Genomic DNA, 23,010 nt, shown 5'->3' with positions numbered 1-23,010 from the left:
CTTGAATACAATATTATACATAACGAACCAGATTTGTGGTTCAGGAGGATTAGAGAGGGTTTTGTCTATAAAAGCAAGCTATCTGGCAGATCATTATAATTATGATGTACATATTTTGACCCTCAATCAAGGAGAAATGCCACTTTTTTATGACTTTAGTGATAAATTAACGTATCATGATATTTCAGTACAAGGCAATCCTATTAATTATATTCGGGCTTATCGTAAGAATATCAATAAGGTCGTAGATCATGTTAAACCTGATATTATTTCTGTTTGTGATGATGGATTGAAAGCTTTTTTCTTACCACTAGTCATAAAACGTTCTTGCCCTAAAGTGTACGAAAGACATGTGTCTAAAAATATAGAAAATCAGAGTGAAACCATTGGTGCCGTAAAAAAAATAGCACTCAAAGTTAAATATGCTTTGATGAACTATTTAGCTAAAAAATACTCTAGATTTATAGTATTGACCAAAGGAAATCTAAAAGATTGGGAGTTAAATAATATACAAGTGATCTCAAATCCACTATCTTTTTATCCTAAAGAAACTACATTGAGTACGCTACAAAACAAAAAAGTATTGGCAGTTGGTAAACAATGTTATCAAAAAGGATATGATCGGTTACTAAAATCATGGAAAAACGTTCATGCGAGTTATCCTGATTGGCAATTAGAGATTTATGGTAAAATAGAACCTTCTCAGCGACTCGATCAACTCTCAGACGAATTGGGTATTGGAGAAAGCGTTTCGTTTTTTCCTCCCACAAAAACAATCGAAAATCAATATCAAAATGCGTCTATTTATGTAATGTCATCAAGATATGAAGGCTTTGGCATGGTGCTCATAGAAGCTATGGCTTATGGCGTGCCTTGTATTTCGTTTGATTGTCCTTTTGGTCCTTCAGATATTATTTCTGATCAAGAAAATGGCTTTTTGGTTGCCAATAGTGATACAGATGCTTTTACAAATGCAATATCTACATTAATTGACGATAATGAATTGCGATCAAAAATGGGGGCGAATGCAAGGCAATCGATAGAAAAATACCTACCTGAAAAAATAGCAAAAGAATGGGATGATTTATTTAAAAGTTTAATTTCTAAAGCTTCCACATGAAATTAGTATTCTTAATCGATCAAGTGTATTTACATGGAGGTATAGAGAGAGTACTTTCTATCAAAGCAAATTATTTGGCAGCTTTAGACAATTATGAAGTTTTTATTATCACTACTGAGCAAAAAAATAATTCAGCGTGTTATGAGTTTGATAATAGGATCAAGTTTCAGGATATAGCCATCAATTACAATAGAAAAAAATCATATTTTCATCCAGATAACTTGAAAAAGTTACCAAAACATATTCGCAGGACAAAAGCAGCGCTCAAAAAAATAAACCCTGATGTTGTTGTTGTCTGTAGCCATAGTGTAGACACTTATTTTACTCCTTTTATCAATAAAAGAATTCCTAAAGTAAAAGAATTTCACTATTCAAAATATATTGAATTAGAAAAAAGAAGAAATCCAGGAAGCTTGTTTAAAAAGTACTTTTTGAAATTCGCAGACTACGTAGAAGGCAAATATGATAAACTGGTAGTTTTAAATCCAGATGAAGCTACATATTATAAAACAGGAAATACGATTGTAATTCCTAATCCGCTTACTTTTTATCCTGAAAATATTAGCGATGTATCTCAAAAAGTTGTTATTGCTGCTGGTAGGATTGCCCCGGTAAAAGGATATGATATATTGATCGATATTTGGGAGACAATACATAAAGAGAGAAAGGATTGGCAATTACATATTTATGGGAATGGCGAAAAGACCTATATCAAGGAATTACAAGACAAAATTCACCAAAAAAAACTTGAAACTACCTTGATTTTACAAGGTCCAACAAGTGATATGAAAGGTAAAATGCAAATGTCATCTATTTTTGCAATGACATCTCATAATGAGTGTTTTCCTTTAGTATTGTTAGAAGCTCAAGCATGTGGATTGCCTATTATATCTTTTGATTGTCCTCATGGCCCAAGAAATATTATTGATGATACTAATGGACTTCTGATTCCTTTATACGATCAAAAAGCATTTTCAAATCAATTATTAGAAGCAATGGATTCACCCGAAAAGCTAAGAAGAATGGGAAAAAATGCTCGAGAGCATGCTTTGCGATTTGAGGTCAGACATATTATGAACATTTGGATCAATATGTTTACCGCTTTATCCAATTAATATCAACACTCTTATCAATATGAAAACACTAATTTTTACTTTTTATAAGCTCTTTTTGATTCCTCATATTTTTTTGTACAAGATGAGTAAAAACCGAGAAGATATTGATAAAGATATAGAAAGATGGAAAGTTGCTAAAAATTTACAAGGTAAAAAAGTATCTTTGTTGTTGAATTTTTTAGTTCACTCTCCAGATTTTAGAACTATTTTTTATTTTAGAACTAGGGGGATTTTCGCACACATTCTTAATTTCTATTGTAGAAGGGAAAAATACTTTAGAATTGATATTAATACAAAATTAGGAGGAGGAATCCTCACAGGACATCCTTATAGTACCATTCTGAATGCTAGAAGCATAGGAGAAAACTTTTATGTAAATCATTTGGTTACTGTAGGAGAAGTGGAAGGAAAAAGACCGCTAATAGGAAATAATGTTTCTGTATATACCGGAGCTATAATTATTGGTGATATTACCGTTGGAGATAATGCTATCATAGGTGCTGGTTCGGTTGTCGTAAAAGATGTACCAGAAAACTGTGTCGTAGTAGGTAATCCCGCAAGAATTGTGAAAAGAAACGGTAAAAAAGTTTAGGGAAAGACAAACATTTTATTATGTAATTAGAATTACACTATGGATCTGATTCTCACTATACAAAAATCTATAGAAGAGCATAAAGATCATAATGCATTTTGTATAAGGCATACCTATTATACTTATGAAGTTTTTGGAAAAATTATTTCAGGTATAAGGTATAAAATACAAAAATCGGTCGATGCTTCAGGTCACATTATTGGTCTAGTAACCAATGATGATATCTATACTTATGCTTCAATTATTGCCTTATGGTTAGAAGGCAAAGCATATGTGCCTTTACATCCTGATTTTCCCGAAAATAGAAATCAATTAATTATTGAACAAGCAGAGATACATACGATATTAGACTCGTCTCAACACCAAACATTTGCTAATTGTTCTACAATTACTACAGATAAGGTATCATGTTCAACAATAGATATTGCTTCAAAAGAAGTATCATCAGATGACCTTGCTTATATTTTTTTTACTTCAGGAACTACAGGAACTCCAAAAGGAGTACCTATTACTTTTGATAATTTAACCGCATTTATAGATGCATTCTGGGCATTAGAGTATTCTATTACGTCTAATGATAGATGTTTGCAGATGTTTGAGTTAACCTTTGACCTTTCTGTGTTATCCTATCTAGCTCCATTACTAAAAGGAGCTTGTGTATATACAATTCCAAAAGATGAAATAAAGTATAGCTACATCTTTGAGTTAATGGAGGACTATGAACTTACATTTGCATTAATGGTTCCTTCGATATTACAATATCTAAGGCCATATTTTGACGAAATTGATTGTCCTGCAATGAAATTCAGCCTATTTTGTGGAGAAGCATTGCCTTTGGACATTACAGAAGAATGGAGTAGATGTGTTCCCAATGCTACCATTGCTAATGTGTATGGCCCTACAGAATGTACTATATTTTGTACAGACTATACCTACAAAAGAACAGAGCCAAACAAAGCTTACAATGGTATTTTGACTATCGGAAAAGATATGAAAAATACAAAGACGATCATTATAGATGAGGACTATAATGAGGTGCCTGTTGGCGAAAAAGGAGAGTTGTGCCTTAGTGGAGGACAACTTACTCCTGGATATTGGAAAAATGAAAAGAAGAATAAGTCGACTTTCTTTTTTAAGGAATATAATAATGAACAAATAAAATTTTATAAAACAGGAGACTTATGTACTGTTGATGAAGATGGAGATATTCTTTATCTGGGAAGAGTTGATTTTCAGGCAAAAATACAAGGGTATAGAGTAGAATTATCAGAAATTGAATATCATGCCAGAGCAGCATTACAGAAAATAAATGCGGTAGCGATAGCCTTTACCAACAAAATTCAAAATACAGAGATAGGTTTAGCTATAGAGTCCAAAACGTTTGATACTAGTGAATTATTAAATGGTTTAAAAAAATCATTGCCTCAATATATGATTCCGACTCAGATTAAGTTTATAGATACTTTTCCTTTAAATACCAATGGTAAAACAGATCGAAACAAAATAAAAGAACAATTTTTATAATACAATACTATATTGCGTATGAACATAACTACTATTAAAGAAAAAATCAGCGAAATTTTAACTGCGATTTTAGAACATACTAATTTTGAACTTCATGATGAGCTTACAGCCAAAGACGTAGACGGATGGGATTCTTTATCACATATGATGATTATAACCAAAATTGAAGAAGAGTTTGGTATCCGCTTTAAACTTAGAGATCTTAATAAATTAAAAAATATGGGATCTTTGATAACTCTAATACAAAGTAAACTCTAAATCTGAAGAAGTGATTTTTAATTCTTTTGATTTTGCTTTATTCATTATCCCAGTATTTTTGCTTTATTGGTTAATATTAAGTAAATCTGCGGTCTATCAGAATGTTTTTTTACTCATTACAAGTTTAGTTTTTTATGCTTGGGTAGATTGGCGATTTTTAAGCTTATTGTTAGGGAGTATTGTCATCAATTTTTTTCTTGGCAAAGCAATACATACAGCAGAAAGAGAGACGCGGCAATTATTGTTTTTGCGTTTGGGATTAGTATTTAATGTAGGATTGCTATTATATTTTAAGTATTTTAATTTTTTCTACGATAATTTTTTTGAACTATTACATGTATTTGGAGTTCAGAAAAGCCATGGAATTTTGCATATTATTTTACCGCTCGGAATTAGTTTTTTTACCTTTCAAAATTTAGGGTACCTCATAGATGTATATAATGAAGAAATAGAGCCTAGTAACGATTTTCTTCAATTTTCTGTTTTTGTGGCCTTTTTTCCGAAAATTTTATCAGGACCTATAGAAAGAGCTGCTAATTTTATTCCTCAAATTCAAAAAAAGAGAATTTTTTCTTATCAAGTTGCTGTAGACGGATTACGACAATTCCTATGGGGATTATTTGCAAAAGTGGTTATTGCAGAAAACTGCGCAGTTATTGCAAATCCGATTTTTGAAAATTATGAAAATGAATCAGGAAGTACGATTCTTGTAGGAGCATTTTTTTATACCATTCAATTATATGCTGATTTTTCGGGGTATTCTAATATGGCTTTAGGAGTTTCTAAACTTTTCGGAATTGAGTTAATGCGCAACTTTGCAACTCCGTTTTTTTCAACAAATATTAGCGATTTTTGGAGAAAATGGCATATTTCATTGACGACATGGATGATGGATTATGTATTTACACCGCTTTCTTTTACGCTAAGAAGGTATCAAAAAATGGGATTACTCGTATCTATAATAGCTACGTTTGTTTTGGTTGGCTTTTGGCATGGTGCTAATTGGACATTTGTAGTGTATGGTCTCTTACATGGATTTTATTTTGTTCCACTTGTATATTCAGGAAATATCAACAGCTCTCAAATTATGGCAAAAGGAAAGTGGTTTCCTTCTGTCAAAGAGATCATAAAGATGGTATTACTCTTTGTGTTGGTAATGCTAACGGCTATCTTTTTTAGAGCAGACAGTGTGACTACAGCCTTAAACTGTTTGCAAAAAATATGCTCTGTTACTTTGATTGATTTTCCTCATACAGTATTAACTACGATTACAGCTACAACATCAATACTTATTTTATTTTTTATTGGTATAGAATGGATCAATAGAGAAAAGAAGCATGATTTTGAAATCAGTAATTATCATATGTTGCTAAGGTGGGGATTATATATTTCATTATTCTTGGTATTGTTATTTTTTGGAAAAAGTTCTGAAACTTTTATTTATTTTCAATTCTAATTGCTATGAAGTTATTTTTATTAAAATTAAGCCTGTTTTTGACACTATGTGGATGTAGTTTAGCTTTTATTTTGATGCAATATGGAGGATATACAGATTATTTTTACGAAAAATTTACGACTCCCAAAGCAACATCTATGATTATTGGGGATTCCAGAAGTTTACAAGGAATACAACCTGATGTAATGAATCAGTATTTTGAAGAGAAAGGAATTGATATGCGAATGTTCAATTATAGTTTCACAATTGCTCAGGCAGTTATTGGACCATTGTACAATCAAAGTATTTTAAAAAAAATAGATAAAAAATCAAAAGATGGACTTTTTATTATTTCTATAACTCCCGAAATGCTAACTTCTTTTACAGATTATGATAATACCAAAGGAGAATTTAGAGAGCAAAACCAGCCTCCTCATAATATGCATTTTGTAGACGTCAATCCAAACTTTGAATACGTTTATAAAAACTATTCGTTTTTTCATTTTAAAGGACTTTTTAGACAGAATTCTAAAACCCATAAGAATGGTTGGTTAGAGGAAGGGAATTTACCAAGGAGTAAAGAAGTGTATGATGATTGGAAAAAACATCAAATAGACCTGTTTTTAGAGTATCGAGACCAATATTATATCTCAGACCTTAGAATCAATAGCCTAGAAGTGTTAATTAATGAACTAAAAGAATTAGGGACAGTATATTTGGTCAGAATGCCAATAGGAGATGAGTTTTTGATTCTTGAAAATAAATACTACCCAAAGTTTGATGAGATTATTACTACTGTAAGTAATAAAACAAATACTCCTTATTTTGACTTTAATGAGTTTTCTAAATTATACTATACCTATGACGGACATCATATGAATAAACTATCCGGAAAAGAATTTACTTTAGATTTATGTGAATTAATTGAAGAAGAATTAACAAATAATTAGTAATTATGCAATATACTATAAGTTGTAAAATGGATACATGAATACATTAGTACCCATAGAGTTATATTATCCTTTGTATATTAATTCAGCATTGTTTTTGGTGTTGTTTACGCTTTTACATACGCGTGTATTAAGTGTAAATGATACTAAAAATCTTACGTTTATTAATTTTTCTGGGTATTTCCTATTAGTGACTCTTATTTTGTATTTAGGACAAAGACCTATACACTGGTTTTTTGGGGATATGGTCAATTATATTGTCACTTTTGATAATTACAGACTAGGAGAAGAAATAGGCGAGGTAAACGATTATGGATGGCATGTTTTTATGAAAACATTAGCTACAATAGTATCTGCACATACCTTTTTTACGATTTGCGCCTTTATCTACATATTCCCTATGTATAAGGTTTCCAAATCTTTATTTGGAAAGTACTGGTACTACTGTTTTGTGATGTTTATTGTTTCTTTTTCATTTTGGACGTATGGTGTAAATGGTATGCGTAATGGCGCAGCTACCTCTTTATTTTTATGGGGAATATCGTATCATAGAAATAAAGTAGTGATGGGGTTATTCTTTTTGGCAGCTACGATGTTTCACAAAACACTATATCTACCTATTTTTGCATTTATAGTTACTTATTTCTATAATGACCCAAAAGTTTTTCTGAAAGGTTGGCTGGCTTGCATTCCTCTTTCGTTAGTATTAGGCGGAATATTTATCTCAATATTCAGTAGTTTAGGTTTTGGCGGCGATGGCAGGCTTTCCGGATATTTGACTTCGCAAGCAGCTGAAGGAACTTTTTCGAGTACCGGCTTTCGGTGGGATTTTCTATTTCATAGTGCATTTGCCATATTTTCAGGATGGTATTTTATTTATAAAAAAGGATTTAAAGACAAACTATACTATCAACTTTTAAATACCTATTTGATTTGTAATGGGTTTTGGATATTAGTGATCAAAGCAAATTACTCAAATAGATTTGCATATCTATCTTGGTTTATGATGGCATTGGTTACTATTTATCCTTTTTTGAAACAAGAATCTTTTAAGGATCATCATTTTATGATTGGAAAAGTGATGGTCGCATATTTTTCATTCACATATTTTATGTACTATTTATATTGGGGCTAACAACTAACTTTTAAAACCAAATGAAAACTATTACGGTATTTACACCAACTTACAATCGAGCATATTGTTTACACAAATGTTACGAGAGTTTAATTCAACAAAACAATCAGGATTTTACCTGGCTCATTATTGATGATGGATCTACAGACAATACCAAAGAATTGGTAGCGTCTTGGATTGAAGACAATAAAATTGATATCAAATATCATTATCAAGAGAACCAAGGCATGCATGGGGGGCATAATGCAGCCTATAGACTTATAGATACAACACTTAATGTTTGTATTGATAGTGATGATTATGTTGCAGAAGATGCGATCCAAAAAATAATGGATGCCTGGCAATTGATTAAAGATAAACCAGAGTTTGCCGGCATCGTAGGGCTCGATGCAGATACAAGAGGAAATTTGATTGGGACCAAAATTCCGGAAACATTAAAACAAACTACTTTGTATGATATATATAATGTACATCATGTAAAGGGAGATAAAAAATTAGTATACAGAACAGAGGTAGTTAAAAAATATCCAGCATATCCGATTTTTGAAGGAGAACGCTTTGTACCACTTGGTTATCTGTATCAGCTTATAGATCAAGAGTATAGTTTGTATCCTGTAAATGAGGTTTTCTGTGTGGTAGAATATATGGAAGATGGATCAAGTATGAATATCTTGAAACAATACCGCCGTCATCCCAGAGGATTTGCTTTTTCTAGAAAAAGTAGAATGAAACTAGCTAAAAATTTTAAGGATAAATTTAAAAATGCAATACACTACGTATCGAGCTCTATTTTTATAAGCAATGCGTCTTTTTTGAGTGAATCTCCCAAAAAACTTACGACATTCTTTGCGATTCCGTTTGGAGTATTACTAAACTTATACATTAGATACAAAACTAAAAGTGAATTTTGATGGGAGTTATTAGAGTGTTGCAAGTATTTACAATTATGGATCGAGGAGGGGCAGAATCTATGATTATGAATTATTATCGAAAGATCGATAAAACAAAAGTTCAGTTTGATTTTTTGGTACATAGACAACAAAAAGGTGCTTTTGATGATGAAATCGAAAGTTTAGGAGGTAAAATTTATAGATTGAATCCTATTAGTCCTTTTTTTCCAAAAAGCTATTACAATGACTTAAGGGCTTTTTTCAAAACACATAATGATTATAAGATTATACATTCGCATCTTAATACTTTTAGTTGTTTTCCATTAAAAATAGCACTAGAATTTTCTATTCCTTGTCGGATAGCTCATGCTCATATCGCTATAGATGATGTAACTATAGGCAGTTTTTTTTCAGGAAAAGAAAGTATTAAGGAGACATTAAAAAAAGCGGTAAAACTTCAATTAAAAAAGAAAATTCATAAGTATAGCACACATCGTTTTTCTTGTGGCGAAAAAGCAGGAAAATGGTTGTTTGGTGCGCATACTAAATTTATGATGATGAATAATGCCGTAGATGCACAAACATTTGCCTACACAGAAGAAATTTCTGCGTCATATAAAAAAGATCTAGCGATTGAAAATAAGCTAGTTATTGGGCATGTAGGTCGATTTTCTAGTCAAAAAAACCATTCTTTTTTACTTAAAATTTTTGCAGCTCTTTTAAAGAAAAACAAAGATTGCAAACTTGTACTGATAGGTGATGGTCCTCTGAGAAGTAAAATTGAAGCCGAAGCTAAAGAACTTTCTATTTTTGAACAGATTTTATTTCTCGGTGTACGAACAGATATTCCCCAATTATATCAAATGCTCGATATTTTTGTTTTTCCTTCTTTTTATGAAGGGCTACCTGTAACATTGATAGAAGCGCAATCAGCAGGGCTCAAGGTCTTTGCTTCTGATACTATTACAAGTGAAGTACATTTAACAGATGATATTCAATTTTTGTCTATAGAAAAACCTGCAGCGTTCTGGGCAGAACAGATTTTGAAAATTGAAAACATCAACAAATCTGATAATATCAATAGAATTATAGAAGGCAATTATGATATTATTTCAAATACAAAAAACATAGAACACTTTTATTTGCAACAATTAGCAGTGTAAGATCATGGGGAAACTTGTAGAAAAGATATATAATAACTTGCCATATCCAGTTAAGTTTTTGGCACTTAACATCAAGGCATATCAAAATACGAAACAACGGTATACGAAGGATTTTTATAACTATTTAGAAGAGTATATTGATCTTTGGGATAAAGATTTAGAAAGTATAGAAGCCTATCAGAAAAGAAAATTGATTGCTTTGTTAGCAGAAGCCTATCAATATTCTGAATGGTATCAAGCTAAAATGAAAACACTAAATATTACACTTTCTGATATAGAACAAGATCCATTTGGAGTCTTAGAAAAGATGCCTATTTTAAAAAAACGAGAGCGTAAAGAAAATGCAGATCGTATTGTAAACAAAAATCGTAAACAAGTTGCTGTAGGATATACAAGTGGTACTTCTGGGTCTCCTACAGTGAATTATTTGGATGCCGAATCAATTAACAGGTCTTTTGCCTTGTGGAGAAGGTTTCATAAAGTTATTGGGCTGGATACCCGTAATGTTAGGCAAGTACGATTTTCTGGGAGATTGATCGTTGATACGACAACTCAAAAACCACCTTTTTGGGTGTATAATTATTTTGAGAAACAATTATTAATGTCTACATATCATCTTACTGAAGCAAATTTGGGACATTACATTAAAAAACTCAATACATTTAAGCCTGTATTGTTAGACGGATACCCATCAGCAATATATATCATCAGTAGGTATATTAATCAACATCAGATTCAATTAACGTTTACACCAAAAGCAATAGCCGTAACCGCAGAGACATTATATGACTATCAACGTTTGGAGATAGAGAAAGCTTTTAACTGCCATGTGTATAATCAATATGCGTCTAGTGAAGGAAGCCCTTTTATAACAGAATGTGTCAAAGGTAATTTACATCTTAATTTGGATTCTGGCATTTTTGAATTTATCAATGCAAAAGGTGAAAAGGCAAAACCGGGAGAGGTCGCACAATTAGTAGTCACAAGCTTTACAAATCAAAAAACACCATTGATTCGATATAATATCGAAGATACAGTACTATTATCAGGTAAAAAAACAATATGTGATTGTGGTTGTGTAATGCCTATTATTGATAAATTGACTGGTAGAGAAGATGATATCTTGTGGACAGAAGAAAAGGGATATGTTGGTAGAATGGATACAGCTTATAAGGGATTAAAGGGCATCGTGAAGAGCCAGATTATTCAAGAGAGTCCAAAAGATATTATTGTTAACCTAATTGCAGATCAAGAGTTTAATGATGAAATGAAAGAAACCTTGTTGTATAATTTAAAGACAAGATTAGGAGAACAAATCGAGTATCAGATTAATACTGTAGAAGATATTCCACTTGGACCGAACGGAAAATTTGATGCGGTAAAACGAAACTTTACAATAGAACTATAAATTAATACCCCCATAAATATGTAAAATAACTATGCTATTTAACTCTTTTGAATTTCTTTTTTTCTTACCAACAGTGTTTATATTGTATTGGATTGTACTTGGTAGATCTATACAATTACAAAATATTTTGTTGCTAATTGCGAGTTATATTTTTTACGGGTGGTGGGATTGGCGTTTTTTATCTTTAATTGCTGCTAGTACACTTTTAGATTATTGTATTGGTATTGCTTTAGACAAGACAAATCATAAATCTGTAAAAAAAAGATTGTTGTGGTTGAGTATATTATTCAATTTAGGGTTGTTAGGATTTTTTAAGTATTTTAATTTTTTCATAGAATCATGGGTAGATGCATTGGCTTCGATAGGATATGTGTCGCAGAATGTTTGGATGCTTGAGATTGTATTACCGGTTGGGATTTCGTTTTATACTTTCCAAACCATGTCTTATTCTATAGATATTTACAGAGGAAAACTAAAACCTACCAAAAACTTTATTGCTTTTGCGGCTTTCGTCTCATTTTTTCCACAACTGGTAGCAGGCCCCATAGAAAGAGCAACAAACCTAGTGCCTCAGTTTCTTTCTAAAAGAGAATTCAGTTATCAAATCATTTCTAAAGGCATTAAATTAATGATCTGGGGATTCTTTTTAAAACTAGTCGTTGCTGATCGTGCGGCTATCTATGTTGATGCAGTGTATAATAATATAGAGAGCCATCAGGGATTAAGTTTTGTATTTGCAACGGTATTATTTGCATTTCAGATTTATGGAGATTTTGCAGGATATTCATTAATTGCTATTGGTACAGCAAAATTATTTGGATTTGATTTAATGACCAACTTCAGGAGACCTTATTTTTCTTCTTCTGTGAGTGAATTTTGGGCCCGATGGCATATTTCTTTATCTACATGGTTTAGAGACTATCTATATATTCCTTTGGGAGGTAATCGTGTTGCCAAACCCAAATGGCTATTTAATCTTTTTATTACATTTTTAGTCAGTGGTTTATGGCATGGTGCCAAATGGACATTTGTGGTTTGGGGGGCAATCAATGGAGTATATTTAATTTTAGAAATATTGTTGATCAAAAAAAATAGAAAAGGAATCCTTAATATTTTAGTTACATTTTGTTTGATCAATTTTGCCTGGATATTTTTTAGAGCCAATACACTAGCGGATGCAGGACAGATGATCAAAACTATTTTTACCAATCCGGGAAGGTTATATATTGGTAGTGGAGATGATATTACAGCTTCGATATATTCTGTATTAGCAATAAGTATTCTTTTGATAGTAGAGATCAAAAAAGAATATTTCAGTTCAATCTTTTCAGGAGCAAAGCAGAAATATGAACTAATACGACTGACAACGTATAGCATATTAGTTTTTATGATTTTATATTTTGGAGTATTTGGTAAAAGTCAGTTTATTTATTTTCAGTTTTAAGGTATGAAGAAGAATCACTATTTAAAAACGACAATAAAGCTGATAAAATTTGTAGTCTTCATATTGGCTATTGATTTTCTTTTGGGAACTTTTGCGAAGCACATATTTTTTAGTCAAGAAACGGGTAAGTATGCCAGAGCAACACATGCTATACAAGAAACAGAAGCTGATGTTTTGATTTTTGGAAGCTCACATGCACATAGACATTATATTCCTAACCTTTTTGAAGAGTTATTACAAAAAACTTGTTATAATGCAGGAGCAGAAGGGCAACAACTGTTATATCATACAGTTTTACAACAGATGATTCTGAAGAGAACACAACCTGAATTAATCATTTTGAATATCGATAAGGATTTTCTGTTTACTTCTCAGGAGGCATATGATAGGCTAGGGGATTTGCACCCTTATTATGAAGAACATAGAGAAGAATTAAAGCCGATACTGGGATTAAAATCAAAACTTGTAGATGTTAAGTTGTTTTTTAAATCTTATCAAACCAATTCTACAATTGTACATGCAATACGATATTATCTCTCTCCACAATTGGATTATAAAGGATATAGGCCTTTGAATGGTGAAGCAAAACCTGATCAAAAACTACAAGATGATATCAAAATTCTTAGTAATGAGATTGATCCCAATTTTGAATCTGCATTATATCGTTTTATTGAAACTGCCAGAAACAAAGGTGTAAAGTTGGTATTTGTAACTTCTCCTAAATTATATCGTATAGATGTATCAAATAACGTTTCTTTTAATAGAATTAAAGAGATTGCCAAAGAAAAAAATGTGATGTTTATCGATTTTTTTAATGCTGAAGAATTTCTAAAACAATATGAACTTTTTCATGATCCGTCGCATTTAAATCATACTGGAGCAAAGAAATTTAATACACTGATTATAGATCAAATCAAAAACCAGTATAAGTGGGAATAATTAATTTTAAATCGATTAGAAATTTTGTTAGATTTATTAAAAATATAATCACATATTAACTCATATATAGGATTGTTGTATTGTACTAAATGAAAAAAGTTAAAGCAAACATATGTGTTGATTAAATACCTTTTTATGAATATATATTTTCGCTTTGTTTTTTTGATGTATTTAATAATAAACCTAAACTCGTGTGGACGTGAAGAAATAGAAGAAGATAAATATCCGGACTTACCTTATTTTCCTGAAACGACTACCACTAAAATTAAATTTGAAAAAATAAATTTTTATCCTGATAAATTTTATAAAATCGATGATATTTATTTTAATATAGATACAGAGATTGGTGAACATTATCCGCGAGATCTTTATATCTATTATTATAAAGATGATTTAATAACGAAAACAGATTCTATACTTTTAGATAATAATAATTATTTTATTAGCGAAAATGGTTTCTTATACCATAATCATTACGAAACCAATAGAGATAAATATGATGTAAATTATAAAGTCATTAAAATTGATATTAAGACTGGTAAAAAAAAGAATATTGAATATCTCACAAATAATTATAGTAATGAATATGAAAATATATTTGAACTAAATAAAGAATATGAAAAACAACTAATGCATCTTTCAGATAGTTTAATAACTGAAATTAGATTTAAAAGAATAGACTCTGTAGAAAGAGAAATAAATAAAAAATTTAAAACTACTATTCTAAAAGGTTTACAAAAAGCAAAAAGAATAAACATAAACCCAATAGATCACTCTTATTTGTTACAATATGAAAATAGAGAAGTTATTCTTAAAGATGTTCCTATTTGGAATAATGATAACGAAGAACCCAAGAGTCCTTTTGATTTATTAGAAAATTATATAAAATATAATGATGAATTAAAAAATGTTTTATTAGAAGAAACAACAAATTTAAATGTTTTTGATCATGCTGTCAGAGGTAATTACCTTGGCCCTGGTAAAATAAACTTTTTTCTTTATCAAAGTGGTATCCAATATTATGAGCTTACTTTAAAAAATGAAAAAGCCCTTTTCAAAACAAATGCCAAACCCTTATATCGCCGTGATATTATACAAACGTTTCTGATGCCAGATAAAAAAACTATAATACTCTATTCTGCCGAAGAACAATTTAAACTTTCATTGTAAAAATATTTTGAACCTGAATTCTAAGTAAGAAATTGAAATGATTGTGACTGATTATAGTTAAAGAGTAAATATTTAAATAGCTAAAGTTCTTTATCAAAGTGGTTCTATTATTCTTTATGTAAAAGTTGAAGCTGCTAAAACACAATTTAGTTATGATAATTCTTTGGAAGATTTAAAACCAATAGGAGAAATCCAAGATGGCTAACGAAGATTACTTTTTTGATTAAACAGCTTTTTATTCTACCAACCATCAAATTCGGTGGTGTCAATTTTGGTTTCGAGAAGTTGTTTGTATTTATATTTCTTATATGTTGTAACTAAATAATCTATAGTATCCTTTTTGAAAACTTTATTATTTAATACTTCTGTATAATGAATCATTCCATCTCCTCTAAAACGAAATGTTTGTGTAATGTTTTCATTAATTCCAAATTTCCAAAATGTAGAAGCAGTTTTTGATTTTTTATCAAGCTGAAAATTTCCTCCGGATAATTCTTCTGAATAGTAAAACCTACGTTCTTTATTATAAAAAGTATAGACATCATAAAACCTTCCGCCATTTCCTGATTTTTCTCTAGAGTAGATGATGAAGTCTTTGTTTTTATTAAAATTTACATCCTTAAATACAGCATCTATCTGATCATTAAACCATTTTTTTTCAAAATCTTCAAAAGATTCTTCTCCATCAAGGATCATGAGTCGCCATACTCGATCAGAATTTTCTAATACGCCAAATAATAAAATTTCATTATTTTTTTGAGGATCAAAAGACCAGAAACACTCAAAACGATCGACACTAAAAGTTTTATTCAGTCTCTTTTTTTGTGTATAAATATGAAGCCTAAAAGCGTTTATAGAATCAAGTTTATTCAATAAGCTATCAGTATTATTAATTTTTGTTTTGCCTGTTTTAATTTTGCTTTTTGTTGTCGAAGTATCAGTTTTTTCAGTATTTGTTGTCATTGTTTCTGACTGCTTTTTTTGTGGCGTACAGTGTAGCAATAATAATACAGTACATGCGCAAATGATAAAGTGTATCTTATGATAATACTTATGCTTATTTAGTTTGCAATTGACCATGATAACTCTTTAATCTTAATAAATTTAGTCGTTGTATAGATCATGTTTAGGGCAATTTTACTTTCTATTCCTCATAGTTTCTTGATTAAAAACCCAAATATGATAATGATAATGCAAGATAATAGTTGAAAATACAGTCTCCAATTTGATTCAGGTTGCACTTGATTTTGGTTTCTTTCTAAAGAATTACTCCATGCTATAAATGCATCCGCCATAGGTAATTGACCAAAAATATACATTTTAGTCGAATTGTAAGTATATGCAGAGCCAAATCCCTCGATTGAATTTCTTAGTCCTTGATAAGTATTCCAATTTTTGAATTTTCCCATTGTTCTTTGACCTACTATTGATGCTGATCCGCCAATACCTAAAAGTACAGGACCTGAATCGATATCGCTATAATTTTTAGTTCCTTTTGGGTACTCTCTTATTCCCGGAAGCCCAAATCTAGAATCTAGAAATAAAGTTTTGTAAATTTCGAATTGTTTTTTTGCAAACTCTTGATCAATATCAATCAAAAAATTAAGCATCAAACTTTGAGAAGACCCTCTGGCACTTTCAATTGTTTGCCCTGTTATTGAATGCACAGCATGAGGTATTAAATTTGTTTTTGGATCTAAGTTTTGTTTTACCTTGCTAACCCATTTTTTAATTTCTTTTTGAAATTGAGGTTCAAAGATTTGATCATGAATACTTACAGATGCCATTGCAACTGTAATATCTGCAGGCCAAGTCAGTTTTCTGTATGATTCAATATAAGGTGAGTCTGAATGGTTGGTTACTTCAATAATTTGATTACAGTTACTCTTAAATAGATTTATTTCACTTGAATCCCTTTCCGGTTCAGATAGAATTTTTAGCTTACTACCTAATACATAATTTGACCAACCTTTATAAAATGCACCATACTCTAGTGGTAGATCTTTGTCAAAAATTTGTTTTGCGTATGTTGAGTTAATTTGTTGGATTGACCAGTTTATTTCGTTAATCCCTTCATTAAATAGTGCAGAATCTTTATCGATATCTTGAATTAAATTTACCCAGGCCAATCCATATAATGAGTTGATGAACATAAATCCCTCTGGAAATAGTTTTTGCATGCGTACTCCTGCATCGTCTCGAAGTTCTTTTTTCAAAAAAATTAATTGATGATAAACATCTAGATTATAAGAGTCATCATTTGATTTTCTAAACTTAGGAGCATAATACATTGAGAAATTCAAATAACAAATTCCAATGATTAAAAAAACTAAAACTGATTGTATACTTCTTTTTAGACTTTTGATAGCAATATTTTTGATCCTATTTGTTGTATCCAAGTGCTTCTTTTTCAATATTGGTTATTATAAATGATCTTATTATATCTCTTCTACTTAAAATCTAACAAAAGTGAATTACCTTTATTGTGATATGTGATCTCTAATACTTTTTTGTTTGGATTGATAGTTATTTGATAAGTAAACGTTTCATGATCTAATTGATATTTTAACTTCTTTATTTTTTCAAAGATTTGATATAATATATTAAGTGTAAGTTGATCAGAATCAATATTAAATGTACATAGATTATTAGTTTTTGTTGTTTTGATATTGTGTGATAAGGATTGATAACTATTACCAATATGAATTTCTTTTATCGTAAATGTCTCTTCATTAAATTCATACCAAATAACTAATTCTTCGTCACGGACTCGATCTAATAATTTAGGAGGTGTATACATGTATATATCAGTTGCAGTTAGCGATAAAGAAGGGTTATAAAGATGCTCTTGATACGTTTTAGGCAAATGATCAGCATATCCAGACTTTAATAAAGAATCAATTACATGCTTTTGAGCTTTTATTTCTTCTGAAGCATATTTGTGTATCCTATGTATTCCTTTGATGTTATTATTAAGATCAAATATATAATGAGCATCAAAATCATTAAGGCTGGTATATCTAATTTCCATATCCTGTTTTTGCGATATACATGATAAGAGTAGAGTAGAAGTAAATAGGAGTAGATATATAAGGAATCGTTTTTTTTGCATTATTTAGAAGAGTTGCTAATCACATAATTATGTTTGAAAACAAATTACAATATTAAAAAAGACAAATAACTAATTCATTTAAAATATTTAATGTTTTTTACTGATTACCCACTATAAGATCTTAAAATTGTATTTATTTTTCACTATTTGAACAATAAAGCTGATGAATTAGAGGTTGTATATAAACTACGAGATAAATAATCAATTTATCAAAGACACAAGTTATTTTATATTTTAACTCTTAAAAACCCTAGTATTATGACCTTCAAAGAACAACTAGACAAGCTGATTCATCCAGATTTTAGATGTGAAATTTCTATTGGTAAAATTGATGTTCCTCCATATTCTTGTTATAGTTATGAGAGTGAATTTGTAGAGGTATTTGCAATTGGAGGAACACAAGAATGTTTACAACAAATAGGAAAGGAAATATCAAGACGTAAGTCAAAATATAGTTTTCCTGTAACCGTTCAGATCTTTGAAGAAGAAACGGGTATCTTGTTGTGGAATGGTGCTTTGTATAGGGATTATGTGCACTAATAAGTGATTGATTATTAAATAAATACAATCAAGGATTTTTACTCAATACTTGAGGTTTTGAATGTTTCAACTTTTGCCTCTAAATTTCTAATATATTTAATGATTACTCAGATATGAGCTCACGCGAGGTATGTAATTAAAAAAGTCGCCCTTAAAAAGAGGACGACTTTATCGCATTTTCTTAGAATACTTAATTTAATAATACTAACGTATAGTATTATTGGTTCCTTCTATATCATTGGTTGTTACTCCTTCTAATGTAGTATTATTGGCAAAAGTAGAATTATTACCACGGAAGAATATAAAAGGTCTGTCTTCTGACCTACTTCTATTATTTTCTACCGTTACTCTATTAAAGCCTTTCATATTAATTCCGTTATTGAAACCTCTAACTTTAAAATCATTATCTCTGATAAGGATATTCGTTTCTTGGGATGCTGTTCCTGCAGTAGAGCTTCCTAATATGGCATTACCACGCCCATCAGGATCAGTGTTTTCTATATCATTACCAGTAATTGTGATATTTTTGGATTTAGCACTATTAGAGATATGAATCGTAAATGGAGTCTTATTTTTGATCGTATTATTTTTGAATACAACATTTTGGGAGGCGTCAAAACGTATCCCGTTACTAAATGTATTATTATCAAAAGTAACACCTGAAGTTCCTGCGACAAGACCAAATTTTCCCGTATCATATGTATTTTCTACTATAGAGAATCGATAACTCGAATGAGTATCACGAGCATTTACAATATCTAGGTACATTGATCTACCTTTTACTGTAATTGTGTTATTTCTAATTGTTACATCATCAACATAATCCTGAGCATTAATACCAAAACTATCATCATTATCTGAGGTGATCGTGTTATTATATATTTCTGCGTTTTTAAGAGCATTAAGAAGGATACCTACACCACAGTTCATAATTTTATTATCAAATATCTTGATATCCTGATTATATGCTTTAATACCAACACCACCTGGGTTTGTAATTGTATTTCCAGAAATAATATTTCCTTTATTTAATCTTCTGGCAACATCATTTTTGATTCCGGCGTCAATACCACCAGCTGTTATTGTGTTATTGATGATCTTTACATTAGAAGCAATATTATAAGCCATTGGTCTTTGCATTGTGTTACCAATAAAAGTAATGTCATTACCACCAGAGGCAATAAATGAAGCTCCTGCACCTTCTTCTTCTATATTATTTCTTACGACAACTTTATCTACTTTTTGTCCTTGATCAGGTTCAACGTCAATACCCGCTTTTGGAGAACTTCCTTGAGAAGTAGGAGTATCGATACCTGCTCTATAGACTTTACAATCTTCGATAAGAATATCATAACCATCTGTTACAGATAAATTGTTTCTTCTATTGGTATCAAATGTACAACCTCGTATGATTACTCGAGTACTTGGATCATAATCAGGTTCTGAAGCAAATTGTGCACTATTTACAGTGAGACCAGATACTGCAGAATTACTTATATGTACATTTTCTATTAAAATATCTTTACCACTTGTAATATTGATCATAGTACCAGAACTAGCAGGAGTACTTCCTCTTTCATTACGGTCACCTATTACAAATCCACCAGAGATAGTTACATTTTCTTCTTCTTGAATCATAAACATTCTTGTAGAGAATCTTTTATCTACAGGAAAAACACGCATTTTAGTATTATCAGTCATCTTGAAGTGAAAATTAGATGGTAAACGTACAGTATTTACAAAAATGTCATCTGTATCAAAATATGCGTCCATTCTATTAACACCAAATGTGGTAGCACCCAAACCTTTTACAAGATCTACAACACTTTGAATAACTTTATGATTTTGAAAAGCATTTGGTTGCGTCGTTTTTCCTTCAATTATACCCCAACGTACAGGGAAGAAGTTGAAAACAGGATCGATCAGTTCAACATTACCTTCAATTTCTAATTGAGAACTTAAAAGCTCTCCGGCTATAGAACCACCATTAAAAACTAATTTACCATCTCCTACAATATCGCCACCTTCAAACTCAAATTTTACATTTGCAGGTAATGTTACTGTTTCACCTTTCAAATCAAGTACACAATCCAAAATAACAGTGGAATTAGCTGCAATTTTAGTAATATCAATAGCACAAGGGGTTGTAATTACGTTTGGAGGTGTATCGGGAATTACCGGTTCGTCAGATGTATCACCTGAATTTTCTCCATCTACGCTGTCTGGAATAAGATCATCGACATTTTCACTACTACATGATATAGCAGTTAATGCCATGCAGATCACTACATAACTTAATAACTTTTTCATTGGGGGTCAACTTTTTTGATTAATTATTAAAGCAAAACGGAGTGTGTTTGATTTAATTGTGTTAAAAAAGACGAATAAATGTTAAAATTTGACAAAAAAACTTAAAATTGTTTTTATCTACTAGTACTATGTTCTTGTTTAACTGTTTTACTTGTATTTTATCGGTGTATTAACAATCATTTGATCTCTTTCTACTGATGAATCATAATAATTAAATTTACTGGTAAAAAGCAGTTTTTAAAGTAATTATGAGAATAATATTGAATTCTTTTTTCAATAATATTGAATACCTTTTATAAATGTTAAAAAATGTTAATAGTTATAAGTGTTTTTACTTTTTAGGGATTATTTATTCAAAAATTTAACTCATCTTTTATTAGCTTATTTTTTGATTTTTCTTTTTAAAGTTTCAAACCTAAAACATATAATTATATTTGTGAAACTAAATACTTGATCAAGGGAAAAATTAGATCTAACCAATCAATAAAATGAAGAAAATAATACGAGTTACTACTGTCCCCATATCATTGGGTAAACTATTACAGGGGCAATTAAAGTTTATGTCCCAATATTATGAAGTGATTGGTGTTTCTGGGGAAGGAGATGGGAAATTAGAAACAGTGGGTCAGCAGGAAAATGTACGTGTAATTCCTGTAGAAATGACCCGTAAGATTACACCATTTAAGGATTTGGCGGCTGTTTATAATTTGTACAAAATATTTAAAAAAGAAAAACCATTTATTGTACATAGTCACACACCAAAGGCAGGAACATTATCTATGTTGGCAGCAAAATTGGCTGGAGTGCCGCATAGACTTCATACAATTGCAGGTTTACCACTATTAGAAGCATCGGGTGCCAAAAGGTTATTATTAGATACTGTAGAAAAATGTACATATGCATGTGCTACTAAAATTTATCCCAATTCTAAAGGACTCAATGATATCATTATTCAAAATAAATACACAAGAAAGAAAAAGCTAAAAGTAATTGCAAATGGAAGCTCTAACGGGATAGACACTTCTTTTTTTGATTCTGACCTATATTCTGTTGAACAAAAGAAAAAATTATCTTCTGATTTGGGAATAGGTGATTCTGATACCGTAATTATTTTTGTAGGAAGACTAGTAAAAGATAAAGGAATAAATGAATTAATCTCTGCTTTTACAAAAATACATGCAGACCATAACGATGTAAAATTACTATTGGTAGGAACTTATGAAAAAGAACTAGATCCTTTATTAGAAAAAACAGAAACAGAAATATTGAATAACCCAAATATCATCTCTGTGGGTTGGCAAAATGATGTAAGACCTTATTTGGCTATTGCAGATATTTTAGCTTTTCCAAGTTATAGAGAAGGGTTCCCCAATGTAGTGATGCAAGCAGCCGCAATGGGATTGGCTAGTGTAGTAACAGATATTAATGGCTGTAATGAAATTATAGAAGAAGGAACAAATGGTGTAATAATACCTCCAAAAAATACAGAAAAACTATTTCTTGCTTTAAAAGAATTCGTTGAAAATATACCACTTAGAGAACGTTTGGCATCTAAAGCACGAGAATCTATTACTAGTAGGTATGAGCGACAACTTTTATGGGATTCAATTTTAGAAGAATACCGACAATTGTAATGTTGAGAATATGGTCGATATTCTATTTTTTTGGAGATGTTTTTAAATGTAAATTTCTGTTAAAAAATGCGATTTTTCAGGTTGAAAACTGAAATATTGATTGTATATTTGACCCCGTTACTTAATGTAATCATGATTTAACATTCATAATTCCCTAATGTATAAAGAAATGTTAAACAATCCCCCTAAATTTTTTAAAACAAACTGATTATCTAAATACATTTTGAGTATTTATATGATTAAAAATTATTTGGTAATGACTAGTAGAAAA

Annotated in this window: 20 protein-coding genes; 16 read left to right on the top strand and 4 right to left on the bottom strand. The window is 30.5% G+C overall.

Features of this window, described 5'->3' with window-relative positions:
- The first annotated feature begins 1 nt into the window (after window position 1).
- The 14 genes from FHK87_RS02640 to FHK87_RS02575 all read left to right on the top strand — a co-directional run bounded on the left by FHK87_RS02640 (window position 2) and on the right by FHK87_RS02575 (window position 15,143).
- Window positions 2-1,120: a glycosyltransferase family 4 protein gene (locus tag FHK87_RS02640; protein ID WP_140589432.1), complete on the top strand. Its 1,119-nt coding sequence runs from the start codon at window positions 2-4 to the stop codon at window positions 1,118-1,120.
- On the top strand, window positions 1,117-2,235 hold the full coding sequence (locus tag FHK87_RS02635; RefSeq protein WP_140589429.1) for a glycosyltransferase family 4 protein: 1,119 nt from the start codon (window positions 1,117-1,119) through the stop codon (window positions 2,233-2,235). The genes FHK87_RS02640 and FHK87_RS02635 overlap by 4 nt, the downstream gene beginning before the upstream one ends.
- Before the next feature lie 19 nt (window positions 2,236-2,254).
- Window positions 2,255-2,827 (top strand): serine O-acetyltransferase, encoded by a 573-nt coding sequence (locus tag FHK87_RS02630; protein WP_140589427.1) that lies wholly within the window; start codon window positions 2,255-2,257, stop codon window positions 2,825-2,827.
- 39 nt (window positions 2,828-2,866) lie between these two features.
- The gene (locus FHK87_RS02625) at window positions 2,867-4,351 is read left to right on the top strand and encodes an amino acid adenylation domain-containing protein (RefSeq protein ID WP_140589425.1); all 1,485 of its coding nucleotides are present in this window, start codon (window positions 2,867-2,869) and stop codon (window positions 4,349-4,351) included.
- Between the two features lie 18 nt (window positions 4,352-4,369).
- Window positions 4,370-4,609, top strand: a complete 240-nt coding sequence (locus tag FHK87_RS02620) for an acyl carrier protein (RefSeq protein ID WP_140589423.1) — start codon at window positions 4,370-4,372, stop codon at window positions 4,607-4,609.
- A 10-nt stretch (window positions 4,610-4,619) separates the two neighbouring features.
- On the top strand, window positions 4,620-6,065 hold the full coding sequence (locus FHK87_RS02615; protein WP_140589420.1) for an MBOAT family O-acyltransferase: 1,446 nt from the start codon (window positions 4,620-4,622) through the stop codon (window positions 6,063-6,065).
- 5 nt (window positions 6,066-6,070) lie between these two features.
- On the top strand, window positions 6,071-6,994 hold the full coding sequence (locus FHK87_RS02610; protein WP_140589418.1) for a hypothetical protein: 924 nt from the start codon (window positions 6,071-6,073) through the stop codon (window positions 6,992-6,994).
- A 37-nt stretch (window positions 6,995-7,031) separates the two neighbouring features.
- Window positions 7,032-8,129, top strand: coding sequence for an EpsG family protein (locus FHK87_RS02605; protein ID WP_140589416.1), 1,098 nt, complete (start codon window positions 7,032-7,034; stop codon window positions 8,127-8,129).
- A gap of 20 nt (window positions 8,130-8,149) precedes the next feature.
- Window positions 8,150-9,040 (top strand): glycosyltransferase family 2 protein, encoded by an 891-nt coding sequence (locus tag FHK87_RS02600; protein WP_140589414.1) that lies wholly within the window; start codon window positions 8,150-8,152, stop codon window positions 9,038-9,040.
- A complete protein-coding gene (locus FHK87_RS02595; protein WP_140589412.1) occupies window positions 9,040-10,182 on the top strand; it encodes a glycosyltransferase family 1 protein in 1,143 nt (380 codons plus the stop codon). The genes FHK87_RS02600 and FHK87_RS02595 overlap by 1 nt, the downstream gene beginning before the upstream one ends.
- Before the next feature lie 4 nt (window positions 10,183-10,186).
- Window positions 10,187-11,590, top strand: a complete 1,404-nt coding sequence (locus tag FHK87_RS02590) for a phenylacetate--CoA ligase family protein (RefSeq protein ID WP_140589410.1) — start codon at window positions 10,187-10,189, stop codon at window positions 11,588-11,590.
- A gap of 31 nt (window positions 11,591-11,621) precedes the next feature.
- A complete protein-coding gene (locus FHK87_RS02585) occupies window positions 11,622-13,034 on the top strand; it encodes an MBOAT family O-acyltransferase (protein ID WP_140589408.1) in 1,413 nt (470 codons plus the stop codon).
- A 3-nt stretch (window positions 13,035-13,037) separates the two neighbouring features.
- Window positions 13,038-13,973 carry an SGNH/GDSL hydrolase family protein gene (locus tag FHK87_RS02580; RefSeq protein WP_140589406.1) on the top strand — a complete coding sequence of 312 codons (936 nt, stop codon included), beginning with the start codon at window positions 13,038-13,040 and terminating at the stop codon, window positions 13,971-13,973.
- A 135-nt stretch (window positions 13,974-14,108) separates the two neighbouring features.
- Entirely contained in the window at window positions 14,109-15,143 is a 1,035-nt protein-coding gene (locus FHK87_RS02575; protein WP_140589404.1) for a hypothetical protein, read from the top strand.
- Window positions 15,144-15,383: 240 nt separating this feature from the next.
- On the opposite strand, the gene FHK87_RS02570 is transcribed toward FHK87_RS02575, so the two are convergent.
- The 3 genes from FHK87_RS02570 to FHK87_RS02560 form a co-directional block, all read right to left on the bottom strand.
- On the bottom strand, window positions 15,384-16,106 hold the full coding sequence (locus FHK87_RS02570) for an XAC2610-related protein (RefSeq protein ID WP_140589402.1): 723 nt from the start codon (window positions 16,104-16,106) through the stop codon (window positions 15,384-15,386).
- A gap of 188 nt (window positions 16,107-16,294) precedes the next feature.
- Window positions 16,295-17,557 (bottom strand): hypothetical protein, encoded by a 1,263-nt coding sequence (locus FHK87_RS02565; protein ID WP_140589400.1) that lies wholly within the window; start codon window positions 17,555-17,557, stop codon window positions 16,295-16,297.
- A 35-nt stretch (window positions 17,558-17,592) separates the two neighbouring features.
- Window positions 17,593-18,174, bottom strand: a complete 582-nt coding sequence (locus tag FHK87_RS02560; RefSeq protein WP_140589398.1) for a hypothetical protein — start codon at window positions 18,172-18,174, stop codon at window positions 17,593-17,595.
- A gap of 339 nt (window positions 18,175-18,513) precedes the next feature.
- On the opposite strand from FHK87_RS02560, the gene FHK87_RS02555 reads away from it, so the two are divergent.
- Window positions 18,514-18,795, top strand: a complete 282-nt coding sequence (locus FHK87_RS02555) for a hypothetical protein (protein WP_140589396.1) — start codon at window positions 18,514-18,516, stop codon at window positions 18,793-18,795.
- 204 nt (window positions 18,796-18,999) lie between these two features.
- On the opposite strand, the gene FHK87_RS02550 is transcribed toward FHK87_RS02555, so the two are convergent.
- On the bottom strand, window positions 19,000-21,105 hold the full coding sequence (locus tag FHK87_RS02550; RefSeq protein WP_140589394.1) for a right-handed parallel beta-helix repeat-containing protein: 2,106 nt from the start codon (window positions 21,103-21,105) through the stop codon (window positions 19,000-19,002).
- Between the two features lie 488 nt (window positions 21,106-21,593).
- On the opposite strand from FHK87_RS02550, the gene FHK87_RS02545 reads away from it, so the two are divergent.
- Entirely contained in the window at window positions 21,594-22,739 is a 1,146-nt protein-coding gene (locus tag FHK87_RS02545; protein ID WP_140589392.1) for a glycosyltransferase family 4 protein, read from the top strand.
- The last annotated feature ends 271 nt before the right edge of the window (window positions 22,740-23,010 follow it).

Origin of the sequence: Aquimarina algicola, assembly GCF_006443095.1 — a bacterium.
GTDB classification, from domain to species: Bacteria; Bacteroidota; Bacteroidia; order Flavobacteriales; family Flavobacteriaceae; genus Aquimarina; species Aquimarina algicola.
This window is presented reverse-complemented; position numbering and strand designations above follow the sequence as displayed.